The organism is Streptomyces sp. NPDC050988, assembly GCF_044456225.1.
Classification (GTDB): Bacteria; Actinomycetota; Actinomycetes; order Streptomycetales; family Streptomycetaceae; genus Streptomyces.
The window spans coordinates 1-16,912 of sequence record NZ_JBITFQ010000036.1 but is presented as its reverse complement, the minus strand read 5'-3'; the positions used below and the strand labels follow the sequence as shown (position 1 = coordinate 16,912).

At 67.2% G+C, this 16,912-nt stretch carries 8 protein-coding genes; 7 read left to right on the top strand and 1 reads right to left on the bottom strand.

Features of this window, described 5'->3' with window-relative positions:
- Nucleotides 1–10: 10 nt before the first annotated feature.
- On the bottom strand, nt 11–220 hold the full coding sequence (locus tag ACIBEI_RS42655) for a hypothetical protein (RefSeq protein ID WP_398896290.1): 210 nt from the start codon (nt 218–220) through the stop codon (nt 11–13).
- Between the two features lie 1,326 nt (nt 221–1,546).
- Between ACIBEI_RS42655 and ACIBEI_RS42650 the strand changes: the two genes are divergently transcribed.
- The 7 genes from ACIBEI_RS42650 (at nt 1,547) to ACIBEI_RS42620 (ending at nt 15,995) form a co-directional block, all read left to right on the top strand.
- Nucleotides 1,547–3,310 carry a hypothetical protein gene (locus tag ACIBEI_RS42650; protein ID WP_398896289.1) on the top strand — a complete coding sequence of 588 codons (1,764 nt, stop codon included), beginning with the start codon at nt 1,547–1,549 and terminating at the stop codon, nt 3,308–3,310.
- A 377-nt stretch (nt 3,311–3,687) separates the two neighbouring features.
- On the top strand, nt 3,688–4,842 hold the full coding sequence (locus tag ACIBEI_RS42645; RefSeq protein WP_398896288.1) for an exonuclease SbcCD subunit D: 1,155 nt from the start codon (nt 3,688–3,690) through the stop codon (nt 4,840–4,842).
- Nucleotides 4,842–7,871, top strand: a complete 3,030-nt coding sequence (locus ACIBEI_RS42640; protein WP_398896286.1) for an AAA family ATPase — start codon at nt 4,842–4,844, stop codon at nt 7,869–7,871. Before ACIBEI_RS42645 ends, ACIBEI_RS42640 begins: the two co-directional genes overlap by 1 nt.
- Before the next feature lie 190 nt (nt 7,872–8,061).
- Nucleotides 8,062–10,305 (top strand): Helicase associated domain protein, encoded by a 2,244-nt coding sequence (locus tag ACIBEI_RS42635; protein WP_398896285.1) that lies wholly within the window; start codon nt 8,062–8,064, stop codon nt 10,303–10,305.
- Nucleotides 10,306–11,178: 873 nt separating this feature from the next.
- The gene (locus tag ACIBEI_RS42630) at nt 11,179–12,027 is read left to right on the top strand and encodes a DUF6065 family protein (RefSeq protein WP_398896283.1); all 849 of its coding nucleotides are present in this window, start codon (nt 11,179–11,181) and stop codon (nt 12,025–12,027) included.
- 419 nt (nt 12,028–12,446) lie between these two features.
- Nucleotides 12,447–13,610, top strand: coding sequence for a hypothetical protein (locus ACIBEI_RS42625; protein WP_398896281.1), 1,164 nt, complete (start codon nt 12,447–12,449; stop codon nt 13,608–13,610).
- Nucleotides 13,611–13,619: 9 nt separating this feature from the next.
- Nucleotides 13,620–15,995, top strand: a complete 2,376-nt coding sequence (locus ACIBEI_RS42620; protein ID WP_398896279.1) for a lanthionine synthetase LanC family protein — start codon at nt 13,620–13,622, stop codon at nt 15,993–15,995.
- Nucleotides 15,996–16,912 lie beyond the last annotated feature (917 nt).

Below are 16,912 nucleotides of genomic sequence, written 5' to 3'. Positions count from 1 at the left end.
CCAGGCACCGTCAGTCCCCGCTGATGTGCTGGTCACGGCCTGCCTGGTAGACGCGGGCGTGGCCCGATGCCTCGGCCTTCATCGTCAGAGTTCCGATGTGCACCTGCTCGTCCGCGGTCAGGGCCGGCATCAGCTCGGTGGTCAGCAGACGCCGTAACTCCTCGGCGGCCGCCGGGTTGTGACGGATCAGAGACTGCAGCCGCAGTTGCCAGTCCGACACCAGGGTTTGTTCAGCCCCGGCGTCCGACGACCTGCGAGCCGCCAGCAACTGGGCCCGGGTATCGGAAAGTTCCTCGCCGACCGCCTCAGCCTGCTCGGGACGCAGCCGTCGCCAGAAGGTAAGGAGGGCGGCACGGGACTGTTCCCATGTATCAGTGGCGATGGCCCCAACGAGCGCCGTACCTGCCGCCAAAACGATTGGATCCATAACTACCCCCCCGAGGGATGCGGATCCTGCGCCTGAGCGCGCCCATCCACGCTAGCCGAACGCGCCGGTGAAAGCTGCGGCCCGTTGCAGGCTTCCGTACGGCCGTTGCCACCGCATACCCATCACAGCGCAGCATCAGGAGCGCGAATAGAGGATCCGGCGTCCGCATCCGGAGACCGAGCACAGCCATCGGCTGCCCTACGCGGACTCGTGCGTACTGGCCGGAAAGTACTTGTTCCGCCTTGCTGTCAGCCAGGGTCTCCATCGCAGGCCACGCGGGCGGTGGGGCGTAGCGGAGGTGACGCCCGGCGGAGTCGGCCGCGGCGGCTACCGCCGGACGACTGGATCCTGGGTTGCCTTGTGCTCGATCTGCACGGTGTCACGCTCAGAGGAGCTATGGCTCCTCAAGGCCTTTTATGAGTGAAAGATCGTAGTGGCAGGAGCCTCGGGACTGCTCACCGACCGCAGATCACTGCGCTGAGCGAAGGCCGCGTACACGGTGGTGCGGAAGAGCGAGACATGGAGATGCTGAACCTCTGCGGCCGCGCTCGAACACCTTCGAACGGGTGGCGGGACTGCTCCACCTTCGATCACGCGCCCTGGACGGAGCCACATGGCTCAGGAAGCGACGAGAGCCATTGGAGCGGCGGGCTGATTGGGCGCCCCTCACGCTCTGGCACGACAGTTCAGACAGCCTGCGCTCGGTCGGGTGAAGAACACGTCGTAGTGCAACCCGTTGGGCGCCACAGGCGTGGTGCTGCACATGGATCGATCAAGAGACGGACGTGAGCGGGGTGGCCCTGGTCGTCTTCGACGTGGCGGCCGTCATCGACATCGCGGTGCGCAGCGACAGCAGAGCGGCTGATGCCGAGTCCCTATACCAGGATCCGCCGCGCTGCCCTTCCGCCCCGACTTGAGATAGGCGAATTGACGTAAACCGTACGGCCGTTACAGACGCCACCCCTAGGATGACGGACTCGTTGCGGGTGCTCATCAGCCTCACCCGCGCGCGTATTACTCGCACGTCCCACCCCTCTCTGTCCGCAGAGGGAGATTCGGAGCAGCCAGACCGTGTACCTCACCCGTTTTTCCGCGTGCGGCTTCCGCTCCCTGGCGCAGGTGGATGACCTCCCGGTCAGCAGTCCCACGATCCTGGCCGGCCGCAACGACGGCGGGAAGAGCGCGATACTGACCGCCCTGGCTTTCCTGCTCGGCGACTACCGCCTGACGGAGGAGGACCGGACCTACGCGCTCATCGACGGAGCGGCAGGAGGCCGCTGCGCCGAGACCTGGGTGGAGGGGGTCTTTACCCTCGACGCTGGTGAGCGGGCCCTTGCTGCACTGCCCGCGAGTCTTCGCATCCGCCGCATCGCCGAGGGCGGGCAAGCGGCTCAGTGGCAGTACTTCGGTTCGCAGCCCGCCGACAGCCGGCTGCACGACCTGGACCGGCTCCTGAAGCACGGCCTCGCCGAGCTGGTCACCGAGTTCGGACTGGCACCGGCCGGCTCCCTGAAGGACGACTACCTCCAAGCCGTCAAGGACTACGCTGTCACGACACCTCAGGTGGAGCGGTGGAAGTCGCTGCCCAAGGAACTGCGGGAGCGTCTGCCGCGCCTGCTGCAGTTCGGAGGCAGGGACGAGAGCCCCGACGACGCCGTGCGCACCGCACTGAACGGCTGCTACCAGACCCTTCTGCAGGACGAGACTCTGCAGGGACGGGTGCGGGAGATCGAGGGGGAGGTCACCCAGCGGCTGGAGAAGGAAGCCGACTCCCTGTGCCAGCACTGCAGCGACTTCGTCGGCGTACAGGTCAAGCCCGAGGTGTCCTTCAGCGGCGGCTTCAAGCGGGCTCCGCTGGAAGTCTCCAAGGCCGACGGGGAACCGGTCGACCTCACGCGCTCCGGCCAGGGCAGCAACCGCCGGATCGCGCTCGCCGTGTGGGAGTGGACCAGCAACCTGCTGGAGAACAGCGAACTGGCCGCCGCGGGGGAGGAAGGAGAGCAGGAGCCGACGCAGACCATCGTTGTCTACGACGAACCCGACACCCACCTCGACTACCGCCACCAGCGCACCGTCATGGACATCATTCGCAAGCAGTGCGCCCTGCCCCACGTCAGCGTCGTCGTCGCCACGCACTCGATGAACCTCATCGACGGTGTCGACATCGCCGACGTCGTTCACCTCAAACTCAGTGCCGGCGGCCGCACCGTCGTGGAACGCCTTCAGGACGACACGCACAACGGAATCGACATCCACCTCGGACAGATCGCCGCTGCCGTGGGCCTGCGCAACTCCGTCCTGCTGCACGAGCGCTGCTTCCTGGCCGTCGAGGGGCCCACTGAGCAGGAGAGCGTGCCTGTGCTCTTCCGCCTCTCCCAGGGGCTGTCGCTGCAGGCCGCCGGTATCGCCCTGTGGGCGTGCGGCAACAATGAGGGAGCCCTGCACCTGGCCGGCTACCTCGTCAAGCACCACCGCACGGTGATGCTCATGGTCGACGCGGACAGCCGCGGCAACAAGCACTTCAGGACCGAAAAGCTCATCAGGGCAGGTCTCGACCTGGCGGAGCAGGTCTCCTACGTTGGCGAGGCCGACGGCCACAACGAGCTCGAAGAACTCTTCACGGACGGGCAGTGGGCCGCTGCCGCTAACGCCCACTGGCCCCGCGAACCGGGAAATCCCTGGACCGCCGACGACTTCGCGCCCCATCGCGGCGGAAAGTTCAGCAGTCTCATCCTCGCGATGATCAAGCCACAGGCTGGGGAGAACAGCCCGAACGGAAAGACCGACATGGTCTACGGGCTGGTCACGACCCTGACCACCGCCGAGGATGTGCCGCACCAGTTGCAGAAGATCTTCACCGAGGTCCAGGCCCTGGCCTCCTGACCCGGCCGCTTTGCGCACGCCGCTGCTGCATGCGCTCCTTGCGTTGCTCGGAGGTTGGCTCCACCCACGCGTGCCAGCCGACCTCCGACAGCCATTGACGGCCGTGGCCACGGGCTTCGATTCCGCACCAGCGGCACCCCCCGGGCGCCACGGTGCGATCAGATGCAGAACGCGATAACGACATCACATCCTCCTTCCCCCACTGCCTATCCTGCCTCCTGCCACTGACAATCACCCTGTGAGCCGCCACCTGCCCGGACGTTTGGCGCCGCAGTGCAGAAACCTTTCATCTCATCTGCCCCGGTCTCCCCTTAAACATGACCCTTTATCGGGAAAACCACCCGCACCTGCTACCGCAATGGTTACGGTCTGTGCTCATGAGGATCCTGCACACTTCGGACTGGCACCTCGGCCGCCAGCTGCACCGAGTCCCCCTGCTGGCCGAGCAACGCACCTTCCTGGAACACCTGTTGGAAACGGTGCAACAAGAAGAGGTTGAGGCCGTGGCCGTTGCGGGCGATGTCTTCGACCGCGCCATCCCGCCGCTGGACGCGATCGACCTGTTCAAATGGATCCTTGAGGAACTCGCCGACCTCCGGGTCCCGCTGATCATGATCAGCGGAAACCATGACTCGCCGCGGCGGCTGGGGGTCAACGCCCGTCTGATCGAGCACGCCGGCATCCATCTGCGCACCGGCGTGGAGGACTGCGCCCGGCCAGTCGTCCTGCAGGACCAGCACGGGCCGGTGGCCTTCTACGGCCTTCCCTATCTCGAACCCGGTCTCGTCCACGCCCACTTAGGCGCGGAACAGGCCAGTCATCATGCGGTACTCGGCGCAGCCATGGACCAGGTCCGGGCCGACCTGGCTGCACAGCCTTCCGGTACCCGTTCGGTGGTCCTCGCCCACGCGTTCGTCACCGGCGCGGACACCAGCGACAGCGAGCGCGACATCACCGCAGGCGGCGTTCCCTCCGTGCCCGCCTCAGTTTTCACCGGGGCGGACTACGTGGCGCTGGGGCACCTGCACCGCTGCCAGAAGATCAGCGAACGCATCCGCTACAGCGGATCCCCGCTGGCCTACTCCTTCTCCGAGGCCGAGCACCCCAAGGCCATGTGGCTGGTCGACCTGGGCGCCGACGCCGTCCTTACAGCACGCAAAGTCCTCTGCCCCGTCCCGCGCCGCCTGCGTCAGATGTCCGGCACCCTGCAGGAGCTGCTGACCGGCCCCGAGTACAGCGAGTACGAGAAGTGCTGGCTGCACATCACGCTCACTGACCCGGCCCGGCCGCACCTGGCCATGGAGCACCTGCGCCAACGCTTCCCCCACACCTTGAAGTTGAGCTTCTCTCAGGAGCGCCAGCCCGGGGGCGAGTCCTACCGCTCCCGCGTCCAGGGCCGCACCGACCACGAGATCACCCTGGGATTCCTCCATCACGTCAGCGGTATCCAGGCCACCCGCGCGGAACAGGACCTGCTGCACGAGGGACTGGAAAGCGTCCGCACCCAAGCCGCCGCGCGAGAGGCCAGCTGATGTATCTCCACCATTTGACCGTCCAGGCATTCGGCCCGTTCGCCCGCACCGAAGACGTCAACTTCGATGCCCTGACCAGCGCGGGCCTGTTCCTCCTGCGCGGCGACACCGGGGCAGGGAAGACCAGCATCCTGGACGCGGTCTGCTTCGCGCTCTATGGCACCGTGCCCGGCATCCGCCCCACCCACCGCCTGCGCAGCGACCATGCCCCGAACGACATGCGCACCCGGGTCATCCTCGAGTTCACCGCAGCCGGCCGCCGCCTGAGGATCACCCGGACGCCCAAGCAGACCTATCCCAGCTCGCGCGCCAAAAGTGGCACCGCCACCGCCGAAGCCACCGCCCAGCTGCACGAACGGACCGTCACCGCGGACGACTCCGTCACCTGGGAGCCGGTCTGCGCCAAACCCGAAGAAGCCTGTAGAGAGATCGAGGCGGCGCTGGGGCTGTCCAAGGAACAGTTCTGCCAGGTCGTCCTCCTGCCCCAGGGAGACTTCGCTAAATTTCTGCGCGCCGACGCCAAAGACCGCGCCTTGCTGCTGCGCAGGCTGTTTGACACCGGACGCTTCCAAGAGCTGCAGAACTGGCTCACCGCGCGCAGCAAGACCGCGAAAAAGGACCTCGACGAGGTCGCCACCGCCGTACAACAGCTCAGCGAACGCATCGACCAGGAAGCCGGCCCTGCCCTCCAGGAGGCCGACACCTCCCCGGGCCGGCCCGTCCGCCCCGATACCGAGGATCCCGTCGACGCCCTCACCTGGGCCCAGGGCCTGCTGGCTGGCGCCCGCGATGCCCAAACCGCCGCTCTGGCAGACGAGGAGCGCAGCGACGAAGCCCACGAAAGGGCCAAGCAGGACCATCAGCGCGCCGTTGCCCTCGACAACCACCAGCGCCAGCACAGCCAAGCCCTCGCAAAGCGCGCCGCCCTGGACCAGAGGGCCGCCGGTCACCCACAACTGCGCGAGCAACTAGAGAAGGGCCAACGCGCCGAATCACTGCGCCCCTTGCTGGACGGCCTTGAGCGCAGCGCTCTTGCACTCAGTAAGGCCCAAACCGCACAGGACACCGCCCGCACCCTGCTGCAAGCCGCCCACACCCACGCCGAGATCCCTCAGCTGCAGATGGCCCTCGAACAGCACCATGCCGAGCGTGGCCGCCTTCAAGGTCTTCTGCCGGACGAGGAGCGCCACACTCAACTCGGCGCCCAGATGGGCGAGCTGAGCGAGAAGGAAGAGCAGGCGCAAGCCGACCACGACGAGGCCGCGCAGTGGGTCCAGGCATGGCCCGCACTGCAGGCCGAGCACACCGGCCGCGTGGAGGCCATGACCAAGGCAGCCGACCAGATCCCCCAGCTCGAGCGAGACATCCAGTCCCTGGACACGCAGCTCGCATCGGCCCGCACGCGCGACAGCCTCGCCGCCCTGCTGGCCACAGCCGAGGAGACCGAGACCAAACGTGAAGCGGCGGCACTGCACGCCAAGAAGGACTGGCTCGACCTGCGCGAACGCCGCCTGGAGGGCATGGCCGGTGAACTGGCGGCCGAACTCACCGACGGAGCCGCATGCTCGGTGTGCGGCTCAGCCGTCCACCCAGCCCCGGCACAGCGGCGGCCCGACCAGCCCACGCGTGAAGACGAGGAGAAGGCCCACACCGTCCACGAACAGGCAGAGGCCGCGCACAGCCGGGCCAGCCGTGCCCGCAGCGACCTCGCCGAGCAGCATGCGCAGGCGCTCGGAACGGCCGGACCGACTCCGCCCGATCATCTTGAGCTGCAACGTCAGGCCGTTCGCACAGCCCACCAGACCGCCTGCGACCAGGCCGGCAAACTGCCCTCCGCCCAGGAAGAACTGGCCCGGCTCCAACACGAGTGCGACACCCGCACCCAGCAGAGCCAGGAGTCCAAGGACCGCCTGACCGAATGCCAGACACGCCACAAAGCCCTGGCACAGCAGCAGCACACCATCGCCCTCGCCCTGGATGCCGCACGCGGCAGCGCCGCGACCTTGGGTGACCGCGTGAGCGAACTCACCCGAGCAGCGGAACACCTCGCAGCTGCCATTGACGCCGCGCAGACCACAGCCACGGCAGCCGACCACCACCACGAGGCCCGCACCACAGCCGACGACGCCGCCCACAACGCTGGCTTCCCCACACGCGAGGAAGCCGCCGCCGCACTGCAAACCGCCGCACACCTGCAACAGTGGCGCGAGGAACTCCAGCAGTGGGACAAGGACAACGCCGTTGTCACAGGTACCTTGAACACGCCGGACCTGCTCGAGGCCAGCGCCCAGCCCCCCGCAGAGCCGCAAGCCGCCGGCGATGCGCTCCTGCAGGCCGAAGCACACGTGAAGAACACCGCAGGCACATCCCAGCAAGCCCGCGACCGCTTCACCGCCCTGACCGCACTCGTCGCCGCCCTCGAAACCCGCCTGAGCGAACTCGCACCTCTGCAGGCCCGCTACGCCCTGGCCGACCGCCTGGCAGGCATCGCATCGGCCACCACCGCGGCGAACACACTCAGCATGGAACTGGAGGCCTACGTCCTGGCCGCGCGCCTCGAAGAGATCGCCGACGCAGCCAACATCCGGCTGCAAGCGATGACTTCGGACCGCTACCTCCTCGTACACAGCGACGAGAAAGACGCTGGCCGGCGCGGACGCCTCAAGGCCGGTCTGGGGCTACGGATCCTGGACAACTGGACCGGTACCGAACGCGAGACCTCCACCCTGTCCGGCGGCGAAACCTTCACTGCCTCCCTCGCCCTCGCCCTCGGCCTGGCCGACGTGGTCACCCAGGAAGCCAGCGGCCGCCCCCTGGGAACCCTATTCATCGACGAAGGCTTTGGCAGCCTCGACGAACAGAACCTTCAGGACGTCATGGACGTACTCGACCAACTGCGCGCCGGCAACCGGGCGGTCGGCATCGTCAGCCACGTCGCCGAACTCAGCCGCCGCATCCCCAGCCAGCTCAGCGTGATGAAACACCGCAACGGCTCCACGCTGCGGCCGCTGGTCTCAGCCGACCTGTGACCCCCTGCCCGCCCACGCTGCACCGAGCTCGTCTCCGGCAGCAGCGAGCCACGGCCGGACATCTTCTCCACCCGCCCACACAGACCCGAAGCATGATCGACGGCCAGCCTGCGGCATCAGAGCGTGGAGGAAGATAGGCCACAGAAGACCGACAGACACCTCGTAACCCGTCTCCCCACAGCAGGAGAGCATGCCGACCGCTGACATCGAACTCCGGCCACACCAGAAGGAAGCCGTCACCGCGGCCACCACCACGCTGCGCACGCACCCGCGAGCCAGCGTGGTGGCCGCCTGCGGCACGGGCAAGACGCTCATCGCTGCCCGCGCCGCCGCCCGCCTGGCTGCCCGCGGTCACGTGCTCGTGCTGCTGCCGACCCTGGATCTGTTGTCGCAGACGATCCGCTCCTGGCGTGCGGCAGGCCGCAAAGGACCGGCGGTAGCGGTGTGTTCGGCCCGGCAGGCCCTCGACCACGAACCGGTCAGCGCCGACGTGCCCATGACCACCGACCCCGGTGAACTGGCCGCCCACATCCGCGAGACGAGGCCAGGCCCGGTAACCGTCTACGCCACGTACGCCTCCCTGCCCGCCGTGGTCACCGCGCACCACGACCACGGACTGCCCGCCTGGGACCTGGCCGTGGTCGACGAGGCCCACCGCACGGCCGGCCGTCTTGGCAAGTCCTGGGCGGCGATCCACCACAACGACCAGGTCCCCGCCACGCGCCGCCTCTACCTGACTGCCACCCCCCGCATCTGGGACCCCGACAGCGACCAGGGCGAGGAGGCGGTGGCCTCCATGGACGACGAAACCCTCTTCGGCCCCGTCGCCTACCGGCTGACCCTCTCCGACGCCATCGATCTCGGCCTGCTCGCCGACTACCAGATCCTCGTCCCCGTCGTCGACAACACCGACCTGCGCGACTGGCTCGCCACCGGACCCGGCGCAGGCGCCGACGGTCTGCGCCTGGCCGGCCGCCAGGTCGCCGTCCTGCGCGCCATCCACGACCACCGGCTGCGCCGCATCCTCACCTTCCACCACCGCGTCGCCGACGCCCGCGCGTTCGCCACCTCACTCGCCGACACCGCCGCCACGCTGCCCGCCGAACTGCGCCCGCAGAAACTGTGGGCGGACTGGATCAGTGGCAGCCACGCACCCCAGGTACGCCGCCACCTGCTCCTGGAATTCGCCTCCCACACCGACCCGCAGACCCCCGCGGTCCTCTCCAACGCCCGCGTCCTGGGGGAGGGCATCGACGTCCCCGCCATCGACGCCGTCGTCTTCGCCGACCCCAAGAACAGCCCGGTCGACACCGTCCAGGCCGTCGGCCGCGCCCTGCGCCAGGACCCCGGCGCAGGCAAGAAGGCCACCCTCATCGTCCCCGTCTACCTGACCCCCGGCGAAGACCCCGACGATCTCCTCGGCGCGGACGCCTACACCCCGCTGTGGCGCACCGTCCAGGCCCTGCGCGCCCACGACGACCGCCTCGACGCCCGCCTCGCCGACCCGCGCACCGACCGGCCCACCATGGCGCCCGAGGACCCCGACGCCTGGCTGCACTTCGACCGCCCCACCCGGACCGAGGAAGTCGCCCTCGCCCTGTCCCTGCGGGTGCTGGCACCCAAGAGCGCCGAATGGCGCCGCGGCCTCACCGCAGCCCGCCGCTACCACCGCACCCACCACCACCTCGACGTCCCCCAGGCCTACGAAGACCCCTCCGGCTACCCCCTGGGCCGCTGGCTGACCTGGCAGCGCCACCTGCACACCAGCGACGCACTCGACCCGGCCCGCACCCATGCCCTGGAACGTCTCAGCATCATCTGGGACCCCCGGCAGCAGGCCTTCGACCGGGGCCTGGCCCACGCCACCGCCTATGCCGCCCGCCACGGCCACCTCGCCGTCCCCGTCGACGAGGTCAACGACGGCTATCCGCTGGGGCGTTGGCTGGCCACGCAGCGCACCCGCGCCGACCGCCTCACCGCAGAGCGCACTGCTGCCCTCACAGCCCTGGACCCGTGGTGGAATCCGCCGTGGCCCTTCACCTGGCAACGGGCCTACCACGATGCGCGTCGGAATCTGGAAAGAGCCGAGACAGCGAAAGCGGGAGAGTGGCTCGACGCCCAGCGGATCCGCGCCGACGACCTGCACCCCGGCCAGCGCGGTCTCCTCACCCAGCTGGGATGCGACTGGGCGCGTGAGCCCGGCACCTCAGCACAGCGCAGCCAGCAGCCCGCGCGTGAACGCGCCTTCCAGCGCGGATTGGCCGCCGCACGGTCCTTCCTCGAACGGGAGGGCCACCTCAACGTGCCCCAACGGCACATCGAGACCCTCGAAGGCGACCCCGTGCGCCTGGGACAGTGGCTGAGCAACGTGCGACGCCGCCGTCCCGCTCTCGGCCCTCACCGTCAGGCGGCCCTCGCCGAGCTCGGCCTATGAGCGGACGAGGAGGCAAAGCGAGTGCCGGGCGGAGCCGGAACGCCATGGCAGCCGACCAGCCCGGACGTGGTGTCCTGAGGCGCAGTTCCTGGTCTTCCCAGCTGGCCAGTCATAGTGATGAACGGGCAGGAAAGCGGGCACTCCTCGGTCTCGGATGATCAAAAACCGGACGTCATGCGACTACGCCGAAGCCCTGGCCTGTGCCCATCGCTGCAATGACAGCAGAGAGACCACATGTTTCCAGGGACTCCCACACTCGCACAGCTCTCCACCGACCCCCACGGAGCAGCACACCCTCATGACTTCTGGCATCGAGCTGCGGCCCCTTCAGAAAGAAGCCGTAGCCCGCAGACCCTCGCCGACCAGCATCGGCATTGCTGCCACGATCTGCTCTGCCGCTAGGACTATAGGAGCCTCCGCCGTATTGCCTCCCAGACTATCCCTCCGTTGACGTAATCCCGCTTGCCCACCTGCTGCACTCGTCCGTGGGCTGCAACCATGTCATGCGGCACGCACATGCTCACGGGCCGGGCAGGGACGGGGGAGCAGATGGCTGTCGGCAACGGAAGTTGCGTGTTCTTCGTGACGGGTGGCGGTCAGATCCCGATCACTCGCCGGGCTGGCAGTGGCTCCCCGACTCCAGAATCCGGCCTTGCCCGGTGCGGCAGGTGACATCGCGGTGAATCACCTCGGCGCCGCGGAGACGCAGCTCCTGGGATCACAGCTTTCGGCGAAGAGCTCTAGCCGTCCCTGCGGGACGGCGAAGGCAAGGCGCTCCAGGTCGGCAATGTAGGAGATACAGGCAGGTCGACTGCCCCTTTTCCGCAGTGTCGACACCGCTCACAGGAGCCTACAGGACAAAGGAAGTCGACTATGTGGGCGACGGACGATGACTCTCCGCCGATGTTGGCGGCGTACGCCTTTGAGGACTGGACGATGGAGATAGTCCCGGCGTCGGCCAGCCGTGAATGGATGTCTAAGACCGACCAGCGGTTTGCCAATCGCTGCCTTCCGATGCTCATCGCTAATCAGAGCGGGTGGCTGCTTACCAACAACGTCCCGTTCAGGGCCCTGTGGACGGGAGGGGACAAGGCTGAGTCGTTGACCATCTCGTACGAGCCTCGGGACCGACCTCCGCTCGCGGCGAGCCACTTCGGTTACGGACTGATCACCTGGAGCATCCCGTATCTGTTTAGAACATCGCCGGGCTACGGCCTGCTTGTCAGGGGCCCTGCCAACTATCCAAAGGACGCCGCCTACGCGCTGGAAGGCGTGGTCGAGACGGACTGGGCAGCAGCGACATTCACCATGAACTGGAAAGTGACAAGGCCGTTCACCGAGGTGTGCTTCCAGGAGGGCGAGCCGTTCTGCATGGTTGTTCCGCAGCGTCGCGGCGATCTTGAGGCATTCAGGCCCGTGCTGCGCCGACTCGACACGGCCGGCGAGGACGGCCACCGATACCAGGCCTGGTCGTCCTCACGCGCTGAGTTCTTGCGGAACATGGAGTCCGTACCACGCGGTGGAAACGGCTGGCAGAAAGACTACTTCCGGGGACGTGACGCGGATGGCATCGAGAGCAGGATCGAACATCAGACCCGACTCCACCTGAGGGCTTTCGACCGTCCGACCCCGGACGACCTCCCGGCCCAGGTCCAGGCACAGACCGACGTCGCAAGCAGCTCCCCGGACAGCGGGAGCGCGCCCCCTCGCGAAGACGAATAGCCCGAAAACGGAGGTACGCCAATGGCATTCCGTGCAAGTAAACTCCGAATACAGATCCCGTGCGGTGGGTCCGGCTCGATCCTTGAGGTGGACGGTGGATGCGGCGACTCGCCGGAGTCTGCGGTCTGCCCCGGGCCCCCGCCCCCGCCGCCCCCGCCGCCGCCCCCGTGCGGTGTGCCTAGCAACTTCTTCGATGGTGGTTGGCACACCTTGTGGTACCCGCCAGAGGAGCGATTCCTACTCGACGCGGGGGACCTACCGTTATTGCGGCAGCACCTCGAACTGCGGCTTCAGATGCTTGAGGGCTCTGCCGAAGCGGCGCGGCACCGCATTAACTCGTACCTCGACGACATCCGTCAGACAGAGGAGACGCTCCAAGCACGCGGCAGCAAGGAAGCCTAGTGGTACGGCTTTCGGCGTTGGACACGGTGCTGCGCGCCAATCCTGGTTATCAACTGGTGCTCCTGGACCGGCTGTCCCCGAGTGGTCAGAGCCGATTTCGTGCCGGATACGACGGCGACGACCTGTACGGCGCGCTAATGCCCGTGAACGGGTCCCGTCTCGAACCTCGGGCTGTATCGTCCGAGACAGCCCTGCTGCTGCTCACTCTGGCTGCACCGGGGCCGCTGCCCCGGTTTGTGGGTGAGCGTCTCGGGGCGGATACCGAACGCACCGTGCAACGCCTTGTCTTGGACGAGGTGTTGCAGGTGCTTTGTGATGGCGAGTTCGTCAGCGGATCAGGCGCGGTGGCCATCCCCGCTCGCGCAGCGGGCGACGGGGGTCGCGCGCGTACCCAAGAACTTGCCGTCGCCGCCCTGAAGTATGGTCAGCGGCTGTCCGGTCTGTCGGCCGAGGATTTAGGCAGGCGGCTCTACTCCTACGGCCGGCAGCCGATCTCGCCGCAACTCCGGCGTCGCTTTGGGAGCACTCTCGCGATCGGCGAACACCTTGGGCTCGCGCCAGGCGGGCGGGTTCGGTCGATGCTGCCGGACGGCTGGAGCGAGATGGCGTCCCCGGTTGGCGCCCGCCGAGACGTTCACTGGTGGCAGTGGGGGTACCGGCCAGCTCTCACCAGGACACAGCGCGGCGGCGGGCACAAGCTCTACGTCAGCCCGGCCCTCGACGGGCTTAGCGAAGCGCTCGAGCAGGTCGTGAGCGTCGTAGTCACCGTGCCATCTGTACGAGGGTTCAAGGTCGGAGCCGGGATCGAGGGCATCTGCCGACCGGACAAGATCGTCGTCTATGTCGAGGGCCTTGACGGCATCGGTGCAGTCACCGATCGGCTCGGGCCAGTGCTTTCCGGCTGCCAAGCGCATGGTGTGCCCTTTACCGCCGCGGTGTCACAGGATGGGCTGCTGTCTTGGGGCATTGATCCACCGCGGCGAAAGTCCATCACCGTACGGGCCGTCAGTTGGCGGATGTGGCTGACCCAGCGGTTGGCCCGCCACATCACCGAGTACGTCCCATCAGACAAGCTGGAAGCGTGGCAGTTCGCCATTGAACGGCTTGGCCTCAGCGGCGTTGACACCCGAACCTGGTCGCCGGTGGGCGGGCTGTGGCTCGGCTCGGTGGACGAAGATTAGAGGACGGGCATGAACGCTCTTGGCATCCTCGTGCTCCCACCCGACGTCGTCCTCGCACCCGTCGCGGAGCTCGAACCGGAAGTGCGCACACGTATCGGTGGGACTGCAGGAGACTTCACCGTCACCCGCCCTGGTACGCGCACGGTGTCCAGCGTCGTCGATCGCGAGACTGCCGTGCTTCTAGACCAATTCCGTACCCCTCGCACGATCGTCGACGCTGTGCTGTCGTTCTGCTCCGCGAATGGGGCGGATCCCCGGCACACGCTCGATACGGCCTTCGGCGTCATCGTCAGCCTCGTCGAGGAAAGGATGCTTGTGCCAGCCGACTCGCCGGCCGCTCAGCCTGTGGCGGGGTCCCTCACCGTAGGCGCCGTCGTCGGTGGCGTCACGATATTGAAGAGTATCCGGGTCCTCAACGACACCGAGGTTTACCGAGGACGAACCCTGGACGGCGCGCACGTCGCCTTGAAGCTGGCAGGTCCGGCAGCAGACTGCGTGGTGCTTGCCGCCATGGACAACGAGGCTGCTGTTCTGGATCTGCTGGAGGGTTCAGGCGCTCCGATGCTGCTCAAAACCGGAAGGTGGGAGGGAAGCCCTTTCTTGGTGACCTCGTGGGCCGACGGAGTGGACCTCCATCAGGCGGCAGAGGAGGCGCGGACGGCCGCGGAACAGGACGACTGCGACGGGCGGCTGCGGCTGGCAGGGCAGGTCCTGGAAGCCTACGCGTCCCTGCACGCGCGAGGTGTTGTGCACGGCGATGTCCATCCACGGAACGCCGTAGTCGACGGCTCAGGCGTGACCACCGTGCTCGACTTCGGTCTTGCAAGCGCACCCGGAGTGCCTGCCCTGCTGCTCCGCGGAGGAATCGACCTCTACCAGGCCCCCGAAATCATCGCCAGTGGACCAGAGGGCGCTAGCCGGACGTCCCCCGCACTCTGCGAGCAGTACTCCCTGGGCGCCCTGACCTTCCAGATTGTCACCGGCGGGCACACACACGCCTTCTCTCTCCTGCCAGACGAGATGCACCGACAGCTCATCGAGGACGCCCCGCTACCCTTCGACCAGTGGGGGGTTCGAGAGCTTCCCGCCGTCGAGGCCTGTCTCTCGCGCGCGCTGTCCAAACAGCCGGAGGCGCGCTACCACTCAGTTGCCGAATTCCACACGGCGTTCCTGGATGCCGCGAAGCAGAACTGTACGGCCCGCCGCCCTAGCTTCTCCCCGCGCCGCTCGAAAAAGTTGAATGCCGTCCTCGACGCAGTGTTGTTGCGGCTTGACCCTAATGGCAGCCGCTACGCCGCCGGTCTCGAGGCACCGACCGCATCGGTCACGTACGGTGCTGCGGGAATTGCGTACGCGCTGCTACGAATAGCCCGCGTACGGGGGGACGAGGCGCTTCTCGCTCACGCCGATCTGTGGGTCAACCGAGCCGAGGCCGCTTTGGGAACAGACGAGGCCTTCTGGAACCGCCCCGCTGGCATCACCCCTGGGGATTTCGGCGGCGCTTCGCTGTACCACCACGCTGCCGGGGTCCACTGCGTGAGCGCCTTGGTGGCGCATGCGCGCGGGGACTCTGGCACGAGGGACGAGGCTGTCCGAGCTTTCGTGGCAGCAGGTGAGGGCAGCAGATACAGCGATCTCGCGTTCGGGGACAGCGGACTGCTCGTCGGCTGTTCCTTGCTTCTCGAAACGCTGGGTGCCGACACCACCACCGAGGCCGTGCGCTCGCTTGGGATGCGCTTGGCGGACCGGATCCGGCCTGCACTCCGTTCCACCGCACTCAACGGCTCGGGAGAGCCGCCATTGCTCGGGGCTGCTCACGGCTTGGCCGGCCTGGCGTTCTCCGCATTGCAATGGTGCGCCGCAGCAGGATCTGAGCCCCCGTCCGAGCTCAGTGTCTTGCTCGACCAGCTGGCAGAGACAGCGGAACCGGCGGGCCGAGGTATGTGGTGGCCACGCAAGGCAGGCGACGGTCTGCCAGAATCGGCGCTCGTCGGGAGCTGGTGCAACGGCGCGGCAGGTTTTGTCCATCTCTGGACCTCAGCTGACCGGCGCTGGGACAGTGGTCGCTACGAATCGCTGGCCCACCAGGCCGCTTGGGGTGCGTATGAAGGCGTTCGGGTTGCACCCGGGGACTTATGCTGCGGACTGGCGGGTCGTGCTTACGCCCTGCTCGCACAGTATCGGCACACGGGCGACAGGCCCTGGCTGAGTCGGGCCCGGGTCCTTGTTGAGCAGGCAGCGGCCGCAACGGAAGCCCAGTCGCTGTACCCCAACAGCCTCTATCACGGGGACGTGGGTGTGGCGCTCATCGCGTCCGAGCTGGAGCACCCTGAGATCGCGACGATGCCTCTGGTTGAGGCGGAAGGCTGGACACAGAACCATTGAGCAAGGGTTTCCCGCCCCCGTGAGCTCCTGACGATAGCCCTGTTGTCACTGCCTGAGCGGTGAATGGCGAACTGTCAGGCTGAGGTGCCGTCAATCCAACGGACGTACAGGGGCGTTGGCTGGCGGGGCAGTAGGGAGGGCTGAGAGGATCAGCCTTTCTTGGCCAGCAGGTAAGTAGCTTCGATACCTGATGGGCTGTTACCACGGTGGCGTAGGTGTGCAGTCCGGGGCGAGTCCGTGCGGCCACTTCCGTTAGGGCCTGAACATAGACGGTCTGAAGGTGAGGAACAAAGTGGGTACGGCTCGCACCAGCGCGGCCTCACCCCCACTCAGGCCGGTCACATCCCACTCAGCACCGCCCGCCAGGGCCTGTCGAACCTCCCGGTGTCGCTCAACCACCTCCCGAACCCGTGTACCCAAAGCCACCTTGACCGTCATCAGTATCGTGCCCTCATCGCTCACCACCACAGCCTCCCAGAGACGCAATGCACCCCCGCTTCCAAACCACACAGGAAGCACCTGGCGCCAGCCAGGTGAAACCGCGATAACCACTCAGTCCGGCGACAGCCGGACACAGCCATCCGAGCTCCCCGGCAGGGGAGTGGAGACAACTCAAATATCTGCGCAACCACCCAGTTTTGACATCACCGGCGCCGGCAGGCGCCGGTACTCTTCCCCGCCAGGGGAAGAGGCCTCAACTTAATTCAGTCCTGCCGCCAGGCAGGACACACTCTCTTGTTGCAGCAGGCCGTCAGGCCTGCCAACTCCCATAGAAACCAACCTAGTTGGCCCGCCAGGGCCAACCCGTTCTATGACGCACAGTCGTGCCGTCAGGCACGACGACGATTCCCTTGACGGGCCGTCAGGCCCGTAGTTGGCCGCCAGGCCAACTTAAGAGCCGACAGGCTCTCCGCCCC

What these genes read in the sequence shown, in the direction of transcription:
- ACIBEI_RS42645 (WP_398896288.1), top strand. Translation starts at nt 3,688, where the DNA reads ATGAGGATCCTGCACACTTCGGACTGGCACCTCGGCCGCCAGCTGCAC.
- ACIBEI_RS42640 (WP_398896286.1), top strand. Translation starts at nt 4,842, where the DNA reads ATGTATCTCCACCATTTGACCGTCCAGGCATTCGGCCCGTTCGCCCGC.
- ACIBEI_RS42635 (WP_398896285.1), top strand. Translation starts at nt 8,062, where the DNA reads ATGCCGACCGCTGACATCGAACTCCGGCCACACCAGAAGGAAGCCGTC.
- ACIBEI_RS42630 (WP_398896283.1), top strand. Translation starts at nt 11,179, where the DNA reads ATGTGGGCGACGGACGATGACTCTCCGCCGATGTTGGCGGCGTACGCC.
- ACIBEI_RS42620 (WP_398896279.1), top strand. Translation starts at nt 13,620, where the DNA reads ATGAACGCTCTTGGCATCCTCGTGCTCCCACCCGACGTCGTCCTCGCA.